This is a genomic window from Stieleria sp., assembly GCF_041595215.1.
Taxonomy (GTDB): Bacteria; Planctomycetota; Planctomycetia; order Pirellulales; family Pirellulaceae; genus Stieleria; species Stieleria magnilauensis.
Genome location: NZ_JBFHKV010000032.1, coordinates 1 through 18,731 on the forward strand (window position 1 = coordinate 1; position 18,731 = coordinate 18,731).

10 protein-coding genes are annotated in these 18,731 nt (G+C 58.8%); 1 reads left to right on the forward strand and 9 read right to left on the reverse strand.

Annotation, left to right across the window (positions count from 1 at the left end):
• From ABX749_RS02420 to ABX749_RS02450, 7 genes are all read right to left on the reverse strand, one after another.
• A partial coding sequence (locus ABX749_RS02420; protein WP_372894600.1) for a hypothetical protein occupies positions 1-1,149 on the reverse strand: 1,149 nt, incomplete at its 3' end.
• Positions 1,146-6,002 (reverse strand): GMC oxidoreductase, encoded by a 4,857-nt coding sequence (locus tag ABX749_RS02425; RefSeq protein WP_372894601.1) that lies wholly within the window; start codon positions 6,000-6,002, stop codon positions 1,146-1,148. The genes ABX749_RS02420 and ABX749_RS02425, both read right to left, overlap by 4 nt.
• Positions 6,003-6,022: 20 nt before the next feature.
• On the reverse strand, positions 6,023-9,508 hold the full coding sequence (locus ABX749_RS02430; protein ID WP_372894602.1) for a hypothetical protein: 3,486 nt from the start codon (positions 9,506-9,508) through the stop codon (positions 6,023-6,025).
• A gap of 125 nt (positions 9,509-9,633) precedes the next feature.
• Positions 9,634-9,867: a hypothetical protein gene (locus tag ABX749_RS02435; protein WP_372894603.1), complete on the reverse strand. Its 234-nt coding sequence runs from the start codon at positions 9,865-9,867 to the stop codon at positions 9,634-9,636.
• A gap of 135 nt (positions 9,868-10,002) precedes the next feature.
• Positions 10,003-11,499, reverse strand: a complete 1,497-nt coding sequence (locus tag ABX749_RS02440; RefSeq protein WP_372894604.1) for a S8 family serine peptidase — start codon at positions 11,497-11,499, stop codon at positions 10,003-10,005.
• Positions 11,500-11,631: 132 nt separating this feature from the next.
• Positions 11,632-12,510 (reverse strand): C1 family peptidase, encoded by an 879-nt coding sequence (locus tag ABX749_RS02445; RefSeq protein WP_372894605.1) that lies wholly within the window; start codon positions 12,508-12,510, stop codon positions 11,632-11,634.
• 200 nt (positions 12,511-12,710) lie between these two features.
• The gene (locus tag ABX749_RS02450; protein WP_372894606.1) at positions 12,711-15,275 is read right to left on the reverse strand and encodes a protein kinase; all 2,565 of its coding nucleotides are present in this window, start codon (positions 15,273-15,275) and stop codon (positions 12,711-12,713) included.
• A 451-nt stretch (positions 15,276-15,726) separates the two neighbouring features.
• On the opposite strand from ABX749_RS02450, the gene ABX749_RS02455 reads away from it, so the two are divergent.
• Positions 15,727-16,095, forward strand: coding sequence for a four helix bundle protein (locus ABX749_RS02455; RefSeq protein WP_372894607.1), 369 nt, complete (start codon positions 15,727-15,729; stop codon positions 16,093-16,095).
• Positions 16,096-16,429: 334 nt separating this feature from the next.
• Here the strand turns inward: ABX749_RS02455 and ABX749_RS02460 are convergent, their stop codons facing one another.
• Together ABX749_RS02460 and ABX749_RS02465 are read right to left on the reverse strand one after the other, a co-directional pair.
• Positions 16,430-18,196 carry a hypothetical protein gene (locus tag ABX749_RS02460; RefSeq protein ID WP_372894608.1) on the reverse strand — a complete coding sequence of 589 codons (1,767 nt, stop codon included), beginning with the start codon at positions 18,194-18,196 and terminating at the stop codon, positions 16,430-16,432.
• 364 nt (positions 18,197-18,560) lie between these two features.
• Positions 18,561-18,716: a sigma factor-like helix-turn-helix DNA-binding protein gene (locus tag ABX749_RS02465; protein ID WP_372894609.1), complete on the reverse strand. Its 156-nt coding sequence runs from the start codon at positions 18,714-18,716 to the stop codon at positions 18,561-18,563.
• Positions 18,717-18,731: the final 15 nt, after the last annotated feature.

Sequence of the window (18,731 nt, forward strand, 5' to 3'; positions counted from 1 at the left end):
TCCGTCACTGCGTCCGTCATTGGTGGTCTGACGCGGCCAGCGATAGCGATCGTCTTGAAAGGAAAGTTCGTACAGCAACGTGTCGCCGTGCTGGGCAAGGATCGCGGCCACGTCATCGGTGAGCAGTCGCCCGTTGGGAAAACCGACCGGATAGCGTGTCGAGTAGCACATCACATCGGGGACAAAATCCCAACGACGGTACGCAAACAGCGAACTCAAATTCAAACGTAGCATGATGTCCCGCATCAAACTGGGATGCGTGTGTTCGCTCGTGATCGCTGCGACGTGTCGGCTGGGGTGCAAGGTGTTGAGCAGTTCGAACCTCGGGTTCTGAGTCCGCAGGGATCGACCGACGTGATCGATCGGTCCGCCGGAACCCTTGTGGGACGTCGCCCAAATCAAAAAATCCGTGCGGTCGTCCGGAAACACGCTCAGCGGCACACGGACCTGCATGGCGACGATGTTGGTGCCGAAAAACGCCGGAAAGATAAACGGATCGTCGTGGATCCCCGCGTCCGGACGGAGGTCCACGTCCAAGTGCTTCGGCTTGGAAAATCGTGGGTAACCCGACTGCAACTTGCCATCGTCGGTGAGCCGAAACTCGATCACGATGTCTTCTTTGATTTCGTCGGGATGCAGAATCTTTCCGCCGTAGCGTGCGAATGCTTCGACAACCGACAGGTTGTTCGCGTCATGCGAATGCTTGTGGCCATCGGTTGATGCCTGCGCGGATGCCGCCGCGTCTGCGGAATTGGGATCGACATCCGTCCGTGTTGGGAAGTCAACCGAACTGTTGTAGTCGATGTTGATTCTGTAGGTATAAGGTTCCAGCTTGAGTGTTGTCGAATCGGTCAACTGACGGCGGACGCAGAGGATGAACACGAGCGAATCGATTTGTTCGCGTTGTTCGTCGCTGAGCGGGTCACGCACGACATCGGCAAGCAGGTCGTGAAGCGGCAATTTGGAGTCACGCTCAAACGGAAACGCCGGCGTGCCATCCCGCTTGACGGGAAACACGAACAAATCCGTCAATGCCCGCTCCTGTCGCTGGCGATTGAGCACATCGATCGGATCGGCGTGGTCCGATGCGGCGGCGGCAAGCGGCAGCAGGACCAGCAACACACTGCAAATCGATTGGGACCTGATCATGCCGGTTCTCCGTCGCTGGGCGGCAATGGAACGTTCCAAAACCAATCACTGGTAAACAGCGACGATCCGACGTGTTCACCGAGTTTGCGATAACTCTCCCATTGGGCTTCATCGAATGATTGATCACCGGTCGATTCGTGTGGGAATTCCGGGTGTGTTCGATGGTAGTTGCGGACGTCGTCCGGCTCGTCCCCGGTCAGGCTGGCTTTGATGTAGAGCAGCAACGAGCGGTTGGCCTGGGGAGCATTCGGATAATGAATCCAGCACAACGCCGCGTGTGCCTTGGACGAACTCGACGGGTTTCCGCTCGCTTCGGAGGACGGGTGAAGCTCTTGGACCGTGCCCAAACGATCGCGTGTCGGTGCAGCGATCACGCCGCTGGATGCCAACGCGTCTAGCTCGGCGTTGGTCAACGATTCGATGCGGGCTCCGAAATCGATTCGCGCCTTGCGAACCAACTCGGCAAAGTCTTCGAATTCGTAGTTCGGGTCGGCACCGCCGTCGCAAAGAATGATGCGTGGGACCCGGCGACGAATCAGTTCGTACGCGGCCAGATTCTCAAAATAGCCTCCGTCGGAAATATGCCAAAAGCGTTCCCAGGGACCGGGATAGCGGGCGATCCACTCAGAAACCAGCAGCGATTGCGTCGCGAAGTAACGTGGGATCAGATACAGGAAACGGCGGATCGGCGACAGGACCGGCCAGCCGATCCGATCGGCCGCGGAGATTCCGCTGTCCCACCAGTGTCCGGTTCGCATATTGAGCAACCCCATCAGCAGCGCCGTGCCGAGATGGGTCGTGCGGCCGCGGCCCGGATCGATCGCCGCTCCGGAAATCCCGATCCATTGCCGCAACGACAACATCTCCGCACGATCGGCGGCGCGGTCCATCTGGTCGACCAGGGGGTGCACACGGCCGGGTTGATTGCCGATCGGATCCAGGCCGGTGGGGACCTTGCGCGCCCCTGATCGACCGGCATGCGAGGCATCGGTCCAGGCGCTGTGCCAGTGTTCGCCGACCGAAACACCCAGGGAGCTGACCGCCATGTTCAACCCCTGGCGGTCACGTTTCCTCAGTCGGGAACCGAAGTCGACGGTTTGGTTGATGGTGAGGTTGATCAAGTGCAACGGCCCGCCGGCTTCATGGGGACGGTAGTCGCGAATCGACGCCACGTCGTCCCCCGCGATGACTTCGGTCACGTTGATCCCGTCGGGGCGATGCCGCGCTGGGTTGGACGCACCCAAGTAGGCGCGTGCCAACCGCGCCGAATAGGTTTGCGACAGCGAGGAGCGGTTGACGAACGTCAGTGTGCTGGGAAAGGCCAACAGAATCGTCAACGCAAGCGTCCCGACCGTGACGGCGACCGCGGTCCAAAACCAATCTTCGTCGCCGCCCTGAAACAGGGCATGGGACGCGAACGAGTAGGCGACCAGGGGAAGCGTGAACAAAATCACCGCCAACAATCCCGCCGTCATATCACGCAATAAAATGCGTTTGAGCGTCGATGGGGGGCCGCTGGCGCCTTGCTCGCGAAAAAAGCCGGCCAGCCATCGCATCAGGGGAATGATCGCCATGATCGCCGCCCCGAGCGACGCGAACGCTTCGGCATACGTGAAGTTGCCTTGCAGTTTCCATTCTTGTAAACCGTGTCCCAGCGTATCGATCAACGCGAACACCAACGCCGCTCCGGCCAACGCCAACGCAAGCCCGAGGTCATACGTCAAATAATTCCGTGTCCGCAGACGTTGCGTTTCGACACCGCCGGATCCCGTTGCCGCTTCGCGTTTGTGTCCACGCCGCCACGCCAATTCCACTTGCAGCAGCGACGAGAACAGTGCCACACCCAGCAGCAACGGTTCGAATCGAATGCCATTGGTGACGCCGATCCACAACAACACGCCCCCGACCGCAAACAGGATCAGCATCGGGATCGCCTTAAACGATTCGTGCTCGTCTTGCGAGACGATCCAGTAGGCGATGATGCGGGGTAAGACCAGGAACAACAGCAACAGTTCCACCAGAATGAACCAGGGGCTGAACCATGGTCCGATCAGCGATTGCAGCAGATGACCGATCGGCATCTCGCCCAGGTCCAGTAACCCGGTCACGCCCAAGAATTGATCGAGCCCGCTGTAACGAATCAGATTGGCGAGGCTGAACGAGGTCACGATCGCCAGACCGACGACCAAATGCAGACTGAGCAGATTGCGCACGAAGACGGCAAAATTGAGTCGCATGGCGCCAGGACCATTGGGGGCGATGTAGTTGCCGTGGCTTCGTAACCATTCGATGGCGGGCGATTGAGACGAACTGAGTGTCTGTTCGACCAGATCCGCCGGCGGAGTCGATTGCAACCCTCCCGAGTTGCGGACGGTTTCCGGGCGCAAGCGATCGAAGCATCGGCCGAGAAACGAACCGATGTAGCCACCGCCGGAGACGGTCGACATCAGATCCACACGTCGCAACAAACGTTTGCGGGCCATGCTTTGCAGCACCCCCAACGCGTGCGTCGCGCTGCGGATGCCACCCCCGGAAAGCGCCAACCCGGTCACATCGCTACTCCATTGCCCCTGTTCTCCCAAGGGCGGTGCAAAGCCGCTCGCCCGCTCGTCCGCGGTGACTTCCGATGACTCGTCCGCCTTTGACGCTTTTGCAGTTGACGCTTCTGCAGCGGCAACGAACTCGGTTCGCTCGCGACGCTGCCTGATCACTTCGGCCTCTTTCTCACGCAACCGGTGCGGGTAATCCTCGCTGTCTGGTTTGCGCAAACACTCCGCGTCTTCCAAGATCACGTCGGCGGCTTTTTCGCTCGCCATGTAGATATTGGCAACGATGAAGTAGCCGGGGATTTTGGGAAAGATCGACGCATCCACGACGCGCAGGTTGGCCACACCGCGGACGCGAAAACGGCTATCCAGAACTGCGCCCTCGTCGCCATCGGGCCCCATCCGGCAGGTCCCACAGGCGTGGTGACCCCAGGCGTCACGTCGAATCCAATCATTCACCGTCGCGTCGCTGTCGAACTGCCGGCCGGGGTGGATTTCCTGGTCCACCACGGACCGCGCCGATCGCAAAATCTTGCGTACGAATTTGACGCCGTGAACCATCGCGCGGACGTCGGGGTCGCCGGCGCTGGGATGCACGCGGGGATCCAATCCGGTGCCGAAATAATTAAAATTGATCTCGGGCGTGTCCAGCGGATCGACGCTGCGCAGTCGCACGACGCCTTCGCGATTGCGGGTGTGCGATTTCAGAATCACCCAGGTGAATCGGTTGTGATCGGCGATCTGCGAGTAACCGGTCTGATAGCCGCGGAACTCCGACGGAATCCCAAAAATGAACAAGTCCGGTTGGGCCAGATCGGGACGTGATCGTTTGAAAATCCCCAGCACCGCGCCGTTGCTGGTGTACAGCCCCGTGCCCTCTTCACGCCACTGCCTCAAGTGACGATCCGGTGCATCGGGATCGGCGGGCACCTGAAACGTCGCTCCATCGAGCAAGCTGAAATCCTTTTTCATCTGGCTGACGATCGAGACCTCGTAGCGGTCTTGCAGATTTTTGCCGACACCCGACAGCGCGACCGTGCAGGGAACCGATTGCTTGTCCTGATCCGTCCGACGAGGATCGCGAACGTTTTGCAGCGCTTCGGGATCGCCGATTCCCGACAGCATCAGCAATTGCGGCGTGTTGAACGCTCCGCCACAGAGAATCACTTCGCCGCCTTTGCGGACCCGGACGGAATCCGGTTGACCGGGTTGTTGATTCGGGTCGACGTGGGCGCGATACAACCGCTCCCCGCGCAGCAGTTCAACGCCGACGGCGGTCGGCGGGTCACCTTCCAAGATCACTTTGGTGACCAGGCAATCCGTCCAGATCGTCAGCTTGTCGCCGTGCAGGGCAACCGTTTCGAGCAACAGTTCACGTGGGCTGCTGCGACGCCCCAGCATGGCGTAGGGCGTGCCGCGGTTCTGGTGGATGGTGATGTCGCCCCCATACACCGACGTCGGAATCAACACCACGCCTTCGGGGCTGTTGGATTGCGTTTCCCAGTGATTCGGGTCCAACGATTGCCGGACGCGACCTTTCAGCAACGTTCGCGTCCAGGACCAGGCACTGTCCAGGCCCTCCCATTTCGAGACCCAGAGTGCGGCCTTGAGCATTTTGACGAGTTGCCGGTCCTGCAATCCGATCGTCAAATCGGTGAAACTGGTGTGCAACCACCCCCGAAAACCATGGCGTCCGCCGGTCGCATCGGGACGACGACCGCCGAGGAACAACACACTGTTGAAAACATAACGCCACTGGTGACGCCACTTCCGCCGGCGACTGCGATCGGGGGGACGTTGATGATCGTTGTGTTCCAGCCTGCGAAAGTACGCGCGCATCTGGCGACCATTCCAGGTCGGGTCTTGCAGAAACTCCGCCAGATCGTCCCAGTCCGATTCGGGGCCGGCGATCGTGATCATCGCGTTGTGAACCGTGCAGCCGCCGATGCCCGCGGCACGCGGATAGAAGATCCCTTCGTGCGTCTCGTTCTCGCCGGCGTTGGCATCCGGTGTGTGCCATTTGGGGTCTTGGCGGATTTGGTCGGGCAGCTGACCGGTGCCGCTGCGTCGGTAGTGGTCGACAAAGAACCGCCACGACAAATCGGGATGTTCGGTCGAGGCACCGTGCAGCAACGGCACCCGCGAGACTTCGTTTCCGCCGTCGCGTGGACCGCGCTCGGTATGGTTGGCCCCGGCTTCGATCACCAACACTTTTTTGCCCGCCCTGGCGAGCCGGGATGCCAACGGCGCACCGCCGGCGCCGGAACCGACGATGATGTAATCAAAGTCATCGGGTGAGTTGTTCACCTATTCGTCGCTCATGGTGGTCACAGTGTCTTAAGGAGCTCAATCAGCGCGTTCTTGTCGTCGTCGGTCATCGAATCGAACCAGGGGAAATAATGCCCCTTGTCCATGACGAAGTCGGGACATTTGTTGACGGTCATCAGCGCCGGCGCGATCTTTTCCTTCATCACCCGCTCGGCTGCTTCCTTGCCCAGTTGCCGCGACTGGATCTCGGCAAGCCCGGCGATCAGCGTCGCGACACTCTTCTTTTGTGTCGCCAATTCCGCCTCGGGATTAAAGTTGGCCAGCAGGTTCACCGGTGTTCCCTTGGGAATCGGTCCGATGTTGACATCGCCGAGCCTGCCGGCTTTGAAATACACCAGCCCGCTGACGACCAGAGCGGCGATGACCAGCCCGTAGCCGCACCAGCGTGCGAATCGGCGTGACAGGTTCAACCACAGCACGACCGCGACAGCGAGTAGCGTCAGGACCGGCAGCAGCCAGGGATGCACGTTCCGCAGCGGGGCCGCCCATTGGACGCCGCTGTAGGATCTCGCCCACCACAGTGAGGCGGCCAAGACGATGGCCAGGAAAACGATCACGTAGGCGACCAGCCGTTTCGAATCGGTGCTGCTGACCAACAGAATGATCAACGCTCCGATCAGAAAAATCACACCGGGCAGCCAGAGCGGCCGAACCGAACGGAGCCACATCAGGCGTTGAGACTGATGCAGCGTTTTGACGAAAGGCAATCGATAGACGAACCCGGGCACGCGTTTCGCATCGACCCGCAGGTACGTTTCCTCGGTCGTTCGCCAGATCAATCCGTGATCACGCCGCAGTCGTTCGGGCGTGGCTGCGTTGTAGCTGCTGCTCTGGAGACGTTTTTCCGGCCACAGCAGTTTGCGGATCGCGTCGTCAAACGCAATCAACCGGCCGTCGACCGACGGGTCATTGTTGTACAGCCCCAAGCTGTTGTTATGCAGCAGCGGCGCGGTGGCCCAAATCGACATCAAACTCGGAACGCGATAATAACCCGGTCCGCCACCCCCATCACGCTCGCCCGTGCCCGGATTGATGTGCCGGGGCGCGAAGGACTCCATGGCGCCTTCCTCTCCGGCATAGGGATTGAAGTATTCGATCTCGCCGGGTGATGGGAGTTGTCGATAGCTCTCCGACGCGAAATCTTCCCACATGTGGCCGGTCATGCCATTGGTCGCCATCGCCCGCGAGGCGTTGGTTTTGACCAGGTTGACGGGAATGCGATAGTCGGTCGAAAGATAGTTCTCGGTCCAGAACGCCGGTTGTTCAACCACCGCCTCCGCCCAAGCTTGATAGCTCGGGTCTTCCAACCACTGTGCCGGGTCGTGTTCCCAAAACTCGCCGTTGCTTTCCGATGCGTTGCGGACGGCCAAACGTTTGGCAATCAAGGCGTCGAAATCTGCATTGCTGGGGAAATCCTTGACAATCGCTTCGGTGCTTTCCGGCTGGATGCTGGAATGGCAGACGATGCAGTTTCGGGCAAAGGCTTTTCTGCCCCGGGCAAGTTGGCTGACGTCGACGCGTTTGGCCCGCTCGGCAGCCAACAGCGACTCGCCGTCACGTTTTTCGCGTTCGGCTTGGCGTTTCCATCGCGCCAGTTCCTCGTCGCTGATCGGTTGCCGACGCGCTTCGCCGTCGGGGGTGGACAGCAATGGCATGGTCGGAGTGATCTTTAGAAAGTAGTCACGCAATCCCGGAACCCGCTGTTCGGTCGCGTTCCAATAGACCGAGTATTCCTCGCAATCGGCCAGTCGAAACGGCCGTTGCGGACCGAACCCGATGACGACTTGATGCAACTGGTTCCATTGTTCCCAGTAGCTGCCGATGTTCAGATAGACGCGGGCCAACGCCCCCCAGGTGCCGATCGAATCGGATCCGTCCAACAGGATCCGTGGCACGTGGCGTGGGTTGTCGTTGGAATGCACGACTTGGTCGACCAGACCGAGATCCTGAGCCCGTTCGACCCACTTCTCTGGAACCACATCCTCGCCATCGCCGGGACGATTCGGGTCGGGGTGTTTCCACAACGATGGCAGCCGAGAACTCTCTTTGGAGAGACGTTCTTGCGGATTGTGAAGTGACAGAATGGCGCGTTGGGGAAGCCCGAACACGGCGTTCATCGTGTTGGGATTGTTGATGTTGTCCGATGCGATCAGCGACGTATCGATCGTGCCACGCGGTTGGCTTTCCAGTAGATGGTAGACAAATTGGTCGGGCGTCAGCTGGCCGCCGACGGTGGCCCGCATACTCAGGTATTGCGCCCCGATGTTGCCTGAAAGGTTCGTCCAACGCGGGTTGGTCACGTCGCGCGGTGGTTTGAGCGGGTGGAAGGACGCGTGGCAGAACGCACAGCTCATACCCACACGGAACGGCCGGACGAGATTCGGGTCGGTGTAATAGGATTTGTCGTTGTAAAACAGATCCGCATCCCAGTTGGCCTGGGCCTCGGCGTCGAAGTACGGATTGGGAAACAACCGCAGACCGATCACGCCGCTGGACAAACCATACAGATCCGGCGGTGGAATGATTTCGTCGATCGACCGCTGTGATGATTCGGATGATTCGCCCTGGCGATCCTCATCTGCGTTGTACCGGTCGCGGTCGGCGTACCCAGGCGGATCGTCCGAACCGTAGGCAGCGTCCTCGCCGGAAAGGTAGGACGACGGATAGCGATAGCCTTCGTTCTTGAACGCGTCCGCAGCGCCCGTGTAGAGTGACGGGCCGTCGTAGTCGCCCGAGGGTCCGCGTCGCTGGAGCCCGACTTGCGATTTGTGCCTGCCCTCCGCGATCGCATCAAAGGTTTGCCGGACGTAGACCTGTCGCCAACGACGCACCCGATCATCGGCCGGGGAATCCAGCCAGAGTCCGAATTCTTCATCACGCGCCGATCGGGCTTGCTCCATGCCCGGCTCGTTGATCATGCCCGTTTCGGCAAACCGCTGCGCCCGCTGACGCGAATCGACCAGTTTCAACAGATCGATGAAGCCGAGGCTGTCGGTGCAGAGCCAATCCCAAAACCCTTCGTTGCCGGCGCACCAGGCCATCCAGGTATTGCGGCCGATCCTCTCGTTGACATTCAGGTCGGCCGGTTCGACCGTCACCGCCGCCCGCACCGGCGATCCATCATCGTTGCGGATCAGGTCCAATAGTGGATCGGGGATCGCATGCGGCGGAGAATCATCGTCCGCAGAGACTTTACCCCCTGCTGTGGTTTCATCCGCCGTGGCGGTTTCTTCCTTTCGCTTCACCGCTGGCTCGCTGATCGCGTCCATCCCGGCGAAGAAGTCGGGGACGTGCGGTGAATCATCGTCGTCGTAGGGATCGGAATCGCGATACGTGAAATAGCCCGCCGCGGAATCGTTGGAAACGTTTTCCGCGAGCGCTCGCTTTTTGGCGTCATCGGTTTGCGTTTGCTTGACGGGCGTGCACGCGGTGCAAAGGCACAAGGCGACCAGAGCGATCGTGGCGAAGGCGCAGGATGATTTCATGGTGTCGTGTCATGAGCACAGTGAGAAGAGATCACTGAGGTCAGTGTGACAAACGACCACGAGGCTTCTACAGAAGACACCCGGAAGCAAACGGGAAGACCGCCGATCCAGATGGATGTCGATCTTTATTGGACGTCGGAATCGCCGGGAGGCAATTGATAATCCTGGGATTCGTCGACGCTGATCACGCCGGGAACCTTCCGCAATGCGGGTTCTTGTTTCGGATCGATTCGGCCGGTGATTTGGCCGAGGACTTCGAGCGACTCCCCGACCACCATCCCCGCCGCCTTGCACTGCGTCGCCACTTGGTGAATCTTGGCGACATGTTCATCGTCCAAGGTGACGATCACCGTTTTCATTTTCGACATCGTTTGCTCCCGATTGGACGATCGCGTGTGCGATCGTGACGCAGATCTCATTCTAGGCTGCGTCAAGCGTGAAGAGAAGGTTGTGGCTTGGCGGCCGGCGCAGGCGCCGCGTTCAGAGCACCGCGATCAGACCGCTTCGACCAGTCCGTTGCCGACATCGGCCGAGCCGAGCGGCAGTCGCCGGACACGCCGACGCAGTTCACGATACAGCTGGACGCCTCGCGCCGAAGGGATTTCTTGGGCGATCAAGGCCGCGATCCCGGCGACGTGCGGGGTGGCCATACTGGTTCCGCTGATCGAGCGCCGTCGTACCGGCATCGGCCAGCTGGAAAGCACGTTGACACCCGGTCCGGCCACGTTGATCTCGCCACCGGCAGGATTGATCCCGCGATTGGAGAACGTCGCGACCGACAAGTTCGAATCGACGGCGGCAACGGCGACAATCGTCGACGCGTTGGCCGGGCTGGACACCGGTTGGATCAACGAAGGGCGTGAGCTGTCGTTCCCGGCCGCCGCCACAATCAATGTTCCCGCCTGCAGGGCGCGGCGACCGGCAACTTCGTAGTTCTGCGTCGGCCGTTCCCCGACACGCACACGCCGGCCCAGTGACATCGAAACCACCTGGCAACGGTTGCGCACCGCCCAGTTGATGCCGTTGAGGATCCCGCCGTCACTGCCGCTGCCGCGATTGCTGAGCACTTTGCCGACAAAAATCTCTGCCTGGTGCGCGATGCCATAACGCGGCCCGACGCCCGGCCGCAACGCTCCGCAGGACGTGCCGACGCAATGGGTCCCGTGCCCGTTGCCGTCTTGAACCGATTCACCCGGAATGAAGGACTGCGTTTGGATCGTTCGACCGGCGAAATCCGGATGCCTCACATCGAGCCCCGTGTCCAGCACCGCCACTCGAATTCCCCGGCCGGAAAACCGCGAATTGAGAACGCGGGTCGCGTGCAACCCCCACGTCGCCGCGGCGTTGTCGCTGAACGTCGCTAAGGCACCGACGAGACCGGGCTGGGCGCTGACCGAGACGCCTCCGGACATCGATTGGATCAACGCGTTGACGCCCTGTTGGTAACCGCGCAGGTAATCGGCCGAGACGTCGGCGGCGTCGCCGATCGACGTCTCCTGGTCCACGCTGCCCTCCTCCAGCACGTCGTCGTCCAGACCCACGTCATCGAACGCATAGTTCATGTATTCCGGTTCGATGATCACCTCGGTGTCGCCCGATTCCTCCATCGCGGCCATCTGTTGCATCTGATCGGCGTCCCCGTCGATGATCGCGATGTTGAGCTCGTCCAGTACGATGGCTTCGGCGTCTTCGGTTTGGGCCAGCTCGAAAGATTCGACGCCGAAGTCCGACATTCGCATCACGTTGGACACGCCGGCGCGGTTCTTTAACTCCGCCAGCGCAATTTTCATCTTCGCCGGCGAATCTCCCATCACGGTGACGATCGATCGACCGGTCCGCTCGGCACCGAACTCGCCGCCGAACGTCCCACCGTCACCGGGTTCCAACGTGAACTCATCTGCGGATCCCTGTGCCGTCAAAGACGCCCTGGTGGCTCTTTTCTTGGTGGCTCGTCGGGCGGTTTTCTTGGTCACTCGTTTTTTGGCCATCATGATTCTCCCAAGTGGTCGGCATCGGTCCCGGTGTGATCGGTTGCCGATGATTTTGAAGCGTCAATCCATGGATCGACTACGGAAAGGAACCGGACGAATGAACCTGTGGTGGCTGCCGTCTGGACGCCGGTGTTATCCGCAGACTGCCGGTCGGCTCAATTCACCGCTATCCAGCCAGTCCGCTGAAATCAGGGTCCAAAAATCGCGCGCCAGCTGACGGCGGATGAAGGCGGCGGGAAGCCAGCCGTTCCCATTGTCTCCCCAGCGTCTTCCCCAAGAACTTCGAATCAGCAGCGCATCCTGATCCGGACCGTAGCGGTTGGCGTGGTACCCGATGGCAACGACCGTTTGGCCGCCGCGGGTGGCATCGCGCTCGGGGCGGTAGGGGATGTGGGCGTCGAACGTTATCGAGGAGGGAACCGAAAAGCCGAAGACGACGGGGAATCCGGCGGCGAGAAATGATTTCACGATGGCCCACGTTCGCGCGCCCGGGCGGTTGGGTTCATCCAGTCGCAGATAGCGGACGTTGGCGAGCCGTTTGGCGTCGGCAACGACAAAGGGACTCGGCTCGGTGGCAAACCGTTCCGTCTGGTAGGGCCAGCGCGTTTCCACCGGCACCCCGATTTGCATCAGGGTCTTCAGTGTGCCGCGGATCTCGGCGCCCGCGTCGGCCGGCGGCTGTTGCGATGCCGTCAGGCGATGGCGGGTCGCCTGATACAGGAACAGTTTCGATCCGTCGAAGGTGCAGGCGTGAATCCGTCGCTGGAAGTATTCCACCATTGCCAGCACGGCAAACGCCGACGAAGCGTTCAGCGGTCCCTGATCATCAACGTCGGTGAAATAAACACCTCCACAGTCGCGACGTAAATCGACCACGTCCGGCAACGCTGCTCCCGTTGAGTCGGGCAAGCGTTTTAACGTGTCCATGATCTCGCAATCGCGGTACGTCCGATCGCGACCGTCGGGCAGATCTGGCTGCCAACCGAACCCGAGTGGCACAAACGTTGACACGGCGGACTCAAGGGAAAACGTGATGCAAACGAAAACCGAATCGTCGCCGAACCGCCCAACGCAGAATCGGCACGACCTTCATTCGACAAGACGGCACGTCTTTTTCAACGGAAGCCAATGAGAATCGGGCGGGGAGACGAACAGGGGGGCGAAAACCACGGAACCGTTCTCGGTCAACTACCGCTGGATACATTCTTCCACTACAGCGTGTCGCTGTTCGCTGGATCGTCGATTCCCTCGGTGGACAGCTTTTGAATGATCTGTTGAGTCTGAACTGCGAACGGATGAGCCTTCGACTCAGGGGCGATCGCGTCCAAGTCGGCAACCGCAGCGGCGATTGCTTCACGTTCTGCGTCTGTATCGCCTTGCCGTCGGTGAACTTCAGCGAGACTTCTGTACAGCAACGCTCGCCAACATCGGTGGGGCATGCTGCCGGGCGATGCATCGACCAACGACGACTGGATGGCAATTGCTTTTGCGAGGCGTTCGAGTGTAAGGTCGAAGTCGCCGTTCGAACGAGCGAGGTTGGATAGCTTGTGCAGAATGTGGACTTTGGAGACCGCGAACAGTTGTGTCTTGGGATTGATCGATCGGAGCGGTTCTAATTCGGCGAGCGCTTCATCAAGTCGCTCGCCCGCTTCGTCGGCCATCCGTTGCGAACCGAACTGTCGGCGCAGATTCACGCTGGCGAGTACTTCGACCAAGGCAAACCGAACGCGGGCATCGTCTGGTGATTGAGTCAGTCGTTCACGCAGGATGTCGGTGGCGGATAAGAACTCGGACTGTCGAATCGCGGGCCGCTTTGCTCGGCGTGAATCGGCGAGGTGAATCCGCGCGCGCAGCACGGCAACTTCACTCGCCTCATGCAGCGAAGGATTTAATTCGCGAAGGAGCGTTTTGGCTGTCGACAATCGCTCACGAGCGATTCGCGATTCAATGGGCAATCGGGTTTGGTCGCGACGACGCTGGGGAGGCGGATCACCGAGTGCAACAAACGCATAGGCGAGTTGCAGTTTCAGCCGATCGTCGGGATCAGCGACAGCTTCGCCGGACCGGATCGCCATGGCGTAGGCTTCGTCCGAATTCGCATAGTCCAATTTCAGTGCGTAGACTTTGCCAAGCTCGTTGTGCAGACGCACGATCAGAAGTCGTTGCTCCTTGTTCGGCAAACCGGCCAAGTCGCCGCGCGTTCGCAAAAGTTCAATGCTTTCGTCGAGCGTCGTGATCGCAGCGTCGGTTTGTCCGAGTTGTTGTTGAATCCTGGAAAGCCGAAGGCTCGCTTCGATCATTTGCCGAACGATATCTGGTCGAGTCGGCGCCTGATTGGCAAGGCGTTCGTAGAGTGGCTGGATGTTTTCCAACACGCGTGCCGCATGCGGTGATGGGTTCAGCAGAAAGAGTGCCGAATCCAACTCTCCCATGTCCGCTTCACCCATCGCCGAAGCCGGAATGGAAACGACGTCCACAACGCCGTCGAGCGATTGCAGTGCGAGTTCGACGGTCTGTTCGGACTGTGCAAGTGCCTTGCCGGTCCGCGTGTTGGCGGCGGATGTCATCGCGAAGCCGACCGACGACGCGACGGTCGCAGCCAGCATCGATGCGATGGCGATGCCCGTGACGCCGGCGAGTTTCGGGTTGCGACGACACCAACGAACCAGTCTCTGCAACGCCGTGGTGCGTCGAGCAAGAATCGGCTCGTCTTTTAAAAAACGATTCAGATCGTCACGCAAATCGGACGCGGATTGATACCGATGTGCCGGCTCGGGATTGATCGCTTTGGCGACAATCGTTTGCAAGTCCGGGGGGACGTCGTCGCGAACCTCCTTCAGTGGCTTGATCAGATGAAGCTTGATAGCCTCGGGCAGTTGATGTGGGGTCAGGTCTTTGAATGCGGGAGTTTCGGCCAGCATTTCGTAGAGCGTCAATCCAACACCGTACACGTCTGACCGCTGATCCGATTGGCCTTGAAAGCATTCCGGTGCCATGTAGCGAGGGCTGCCGCTGAGGGATTGCGTCATGGTCGGATCGTCCCGCGTGTTCCGCGCAATTCCGAAGTCGGTCAGCTGGGCGACGCCATCTTCGTCGAGAAGGATATTGGCGGGTTTCACGTCGCGATGGAGTACGCCGTTTCCGTGAGCGTAAGCCAGTCCGTCGGAAATCTGGGCGGCGATTTCAGCTGCGATGCGACAATCGGATGTTTGGATTGGCGTCTCGTTGCTCGACTTGTCGCTACCATCGCCGGAGGGTGGTTCCGACGCTTTGCCGTGCGTCTCTGCGGTCGAGATGAGACGATCAAGCGACTCGCCTCGAATCAGTTGCATCACCAGATAATGAGTTCCATCACTTTGGCCCGTCCCGAAGATAGGCACGATGTTGGAATGGTGCATGGCCGCCGCGGTGCTGGCTTCTCGCCGGAAACGTTGCAACGCATCGTCGTCCAGTAAAGACTGCTTTGGCAGAACCTTGATCGCGACACGGCGTCCGAGCGACTCCTGTTCCGCCTCGTAGACGATCCCCATGCCGCCACGTCCGATCTCTCTCAGCAGCCGGAAATCACCAAGTCGTTCAAACACTCGCCCGGCAAGTGTCGCACTTCCGTCGCCCTCGGATTGTTGATCAACCTTGACCTTTTCGACCGAGAGCACCAGCGGAAAGACGCGCCGGATGGAGTCGCTCAGTTCGGGATGACGATTCGCGTACTCTTCTACGGTGGGGCGATCACCGTTGCGATAGCGTGCCACGAAATCGCTGGCGAGGATGTCCACGGTGGCGTAGGTGTCGTCGTCGATTGAAATGTCGTCGTCGGTTGAGATGCCGGGAATCCTCTTGCAGGGGTGAAATCACGAGAGTTAGATTGAAAAAGTTAAATTGTAAATTGACAATTGAAAACTGAAAGCCGGATGATGCGCTGCAGCATCATTGGCAAATCAGTGGGCACCGAAAAATCGAATCTACGAAACGCTTGTCTTCCAACTTCTCCAATTTGCATTTTTCACTTTTCATTTGTCAATTTAACTTTTTCAATTCCCTCTCCTCAATTCCGCCTTCTTCCCCCACCCGGAAAATGGCTGCGTCCGTTGACCACTCCAACCGATTGCTGAAATGGCTGTCATCGTGTCGCAATCAAAAACTGGCGATGGCAGTAAAATTGAAAAAGTGAAATTGAAAAAGTAAAATTGAAAATTGGCAACTTTGAATTGAAGGAGAGGTGATGCCGTGGATAAACGAGGAGATGAGCTCGAAGACCGTCTGCTAGATTTTGCGTGTCGTGTTGGGAAGGTGGTTGACGCATTGCCCGACACTCGGCTCGGAAGACATATCGCTGGGCAGCTTGTCCGCAGCGGAACATCGCCCGCTGCCAATTACGCCGAGGCATGTGCAGCTGAAAGCAAAAAAGATTTCATTCATAAACTTGGAATCACGTTGAAGGAACTTCGTGAATCTCGCACATGGATCAAATTGATACTTCGATCCGAATTGCTACCAAGCGAACGAATGTCTGATCTGCTCGACGAAGCGAACCAGCTGTGTAACATCATTGGAAAATCAGTGGTCACCGCAAAAGCGAATCTACGTAAGCACTGAAACGATCCTCTTCAATTTGCAGTGTCCAGTTTTCAATTTAACTTTTTCAATTCCTTCCCTTCAGTTCCGTCTCCTCTCACCACTCGGAAAATGGCTCCGCCCGTTGACCACTCCAACCGATTTCTGAAATGACCGTCATCGCGCCGCAATCGAAAATTGGCGATGGCAGTGAAGTTGAAATATTGACAATTGTAAATTAACGGAGGGGTGAGCCGTGGATAACATCATTGGCAGATCAGTGGTCACCGCAAAAGCGAATCTACGAAAGCACTGAAACGATCCTCTCCAATTTGCAGTTTCCAATTTTCAATTTACCTTTTTCAATCCCTTCCCTTCAATTCCGTCTCCTGCCACCGCCTGGAAAATGACTCCGCCCGTTGACCATTCCGGCCGATTCATCTTCGTCCAGCCAAACAGTGAATTCTTGTTGCACGGACTTGCACCAACCTTTTTCTTTATTACACGCAAAGTACTGAATCTTGACCGAAATCGGTTCGTCCGAGTGCCAGTCCTTCAGGTCGACCAAGAACTCACGCGGCTCATTGTCGGATTCGACGTCCAATCGCTTGGAATGCCCCGTGGCGGGTGAGACTGTCGCACCTTCGGCAACGATCTTATACTCGGGTGGACTAGCTAGGTTATTCCAACTTGCTCCCAGCACCGGGTCTTGGCGAAAACCAAGATACAGTGTCCCCGTTCCGGTCTCGAGCAATTGTCGGTCTGCTTCCGGTCGAAGTTTCACATAACGATTGGACGGATGGAAATCGATTGAACGCAATGCAGAGACGGGGTTGGTTTCCCCGCCAGACTCGACCCGCAACGCAATCGCTTTCCCTTCCACGCTGACTCGTTCCAACAGCATTTCGCTTTGGGGTGTCAGGTGACGTTCGAAACGTGGCAGGTTCAGGTCTTGGACGGTGGTCAGTGTTTCCGGCTTGCCGACCAGGGTCTCCAGCGATTCACGCAGGCTTGAGCCGCGTCCCCACGAATTTCGATGCACCACTTTGCCCGACCGGTCGAACACGAACTGTGAATTCGGAGTCAAGACGAAATACGTCTTTAGCTGGTTATCAATCGGATCAGTCAACCACGGGATTTGGGTCTGCAAGAGTTCCTTGGCATGGTCGACTTGGGCAAATCGGTCCTCGATCGAAGACGGTTGCACGAATCCCCAATTCTCTGGGTGTGTCAGCGATTGGTACAGGAAGTAAAAATCAACGCCTCGATCCTTGAAGTCGCGGGCGACCGCCTCAATCTCGGGATAGGAATTTCGGAACTCGGGACATGTCAAACAGCCACCGACGATCACGGTGTACTTCGACTGGAAGATGCTGTTCACTGGCACCAACTTCCGATCGACGTTGTAGACCTGCAGATCCTCAGGCAGTTCGGCTCCGATGGGAAATTTCTCGCTGAATTCGATGTCACGCGGACGAACGCGATCACGAGGCCGGCCGCCCTGTCCCGGACGAGCTTGACCGGCACCGCGCTGACCGGCACCGCGCTGTCCACCGTCACGCGGTCCAGCTTGAGACGGCGAATTCACGCGAGCATCGCCGGTCGGATTCAGTTTGTTGCGGCGAAACTGCGACGCCAGCACAAGTCGCTCGGCTTCGTCGAGCGACCCGTCTTGATCGGCGTCTGCGATTGCAAACGCTTGATGCATGTGCTCGGGCAATTCGGACTTGTCGAGCGAGCCGTCCTTGTTTTCATCGAAGGCCATGATTTGCTCGGCGAACGCAGCGTCCGCCTGAGCCGGGTCGCCGCCGCGTCCTCCACCACCGGCAGGTCTACCACCGGCAGGTCCACCACCGGCAGGTCTACCGCCGGCACCGGGACGGCCGGGACCAGGCTGGCCACCTTGCATGGCACCGCGTGGTGCTCCGCGGCCTGATCCCTGGCGGCCCTGTGATCCGGCTGTTCCCGTTGGTCGGAATTCTTCGGTGGTCAGCTTTCCATCGCCATTCCGATCGAGCTTTCGCAGTGCAACGGATGCCGCGTCGATCTCGTTCGGCGAAAGTTCGCCGTCGCCATCTGCATCAAAGATGCGAAGCAACGGTGGTGTTTGTTGACCGCGGGGTTGCCCATTGGGGCCCCCCATGCCTGGTCCACGTCCACCGCCAGGACCAGCTCCCTGTCGTCCGCCGCCTTGGCCGGGACGCCCCCCCGGAGGCTGCGCGTTGGCAAGTGATTCGCTTAGCAACAAAGCCAATGCGCAGAAAACAGTGAGCAACGACAGACGCTTCATGACGAGTCCCGTGGGATGTTTAGAGAGGAGGATTCACGGGCTTAAACCCCACCACGAGCAAACATCTACCGGAAACTCAGAAAGATTTTTGAAAGATTCCGGCGCAGATTGAAAATTGTAAATTGTCAACTGAAAAGTGAAAAATGACTGCGACCGTTCTGTCAGCTTTGCAATCTAACGTTTTCAATTTCAATGCTTCGTTCTCTCAAACCGGCATTCAAATCTTCTCCAGCACCGACCGCAGACGCTCCAACGCTCGCACATACCGAATGCTGGCGGCTTTCGGCGTGATGCCAAGTTCCATGGCGACTTCTTGGTTGGTCAGTTCTTCAAAATGACGCAGCGCAACGACTTCGCGATCCATCTCGCTCATTCCACTCAGCGCCGA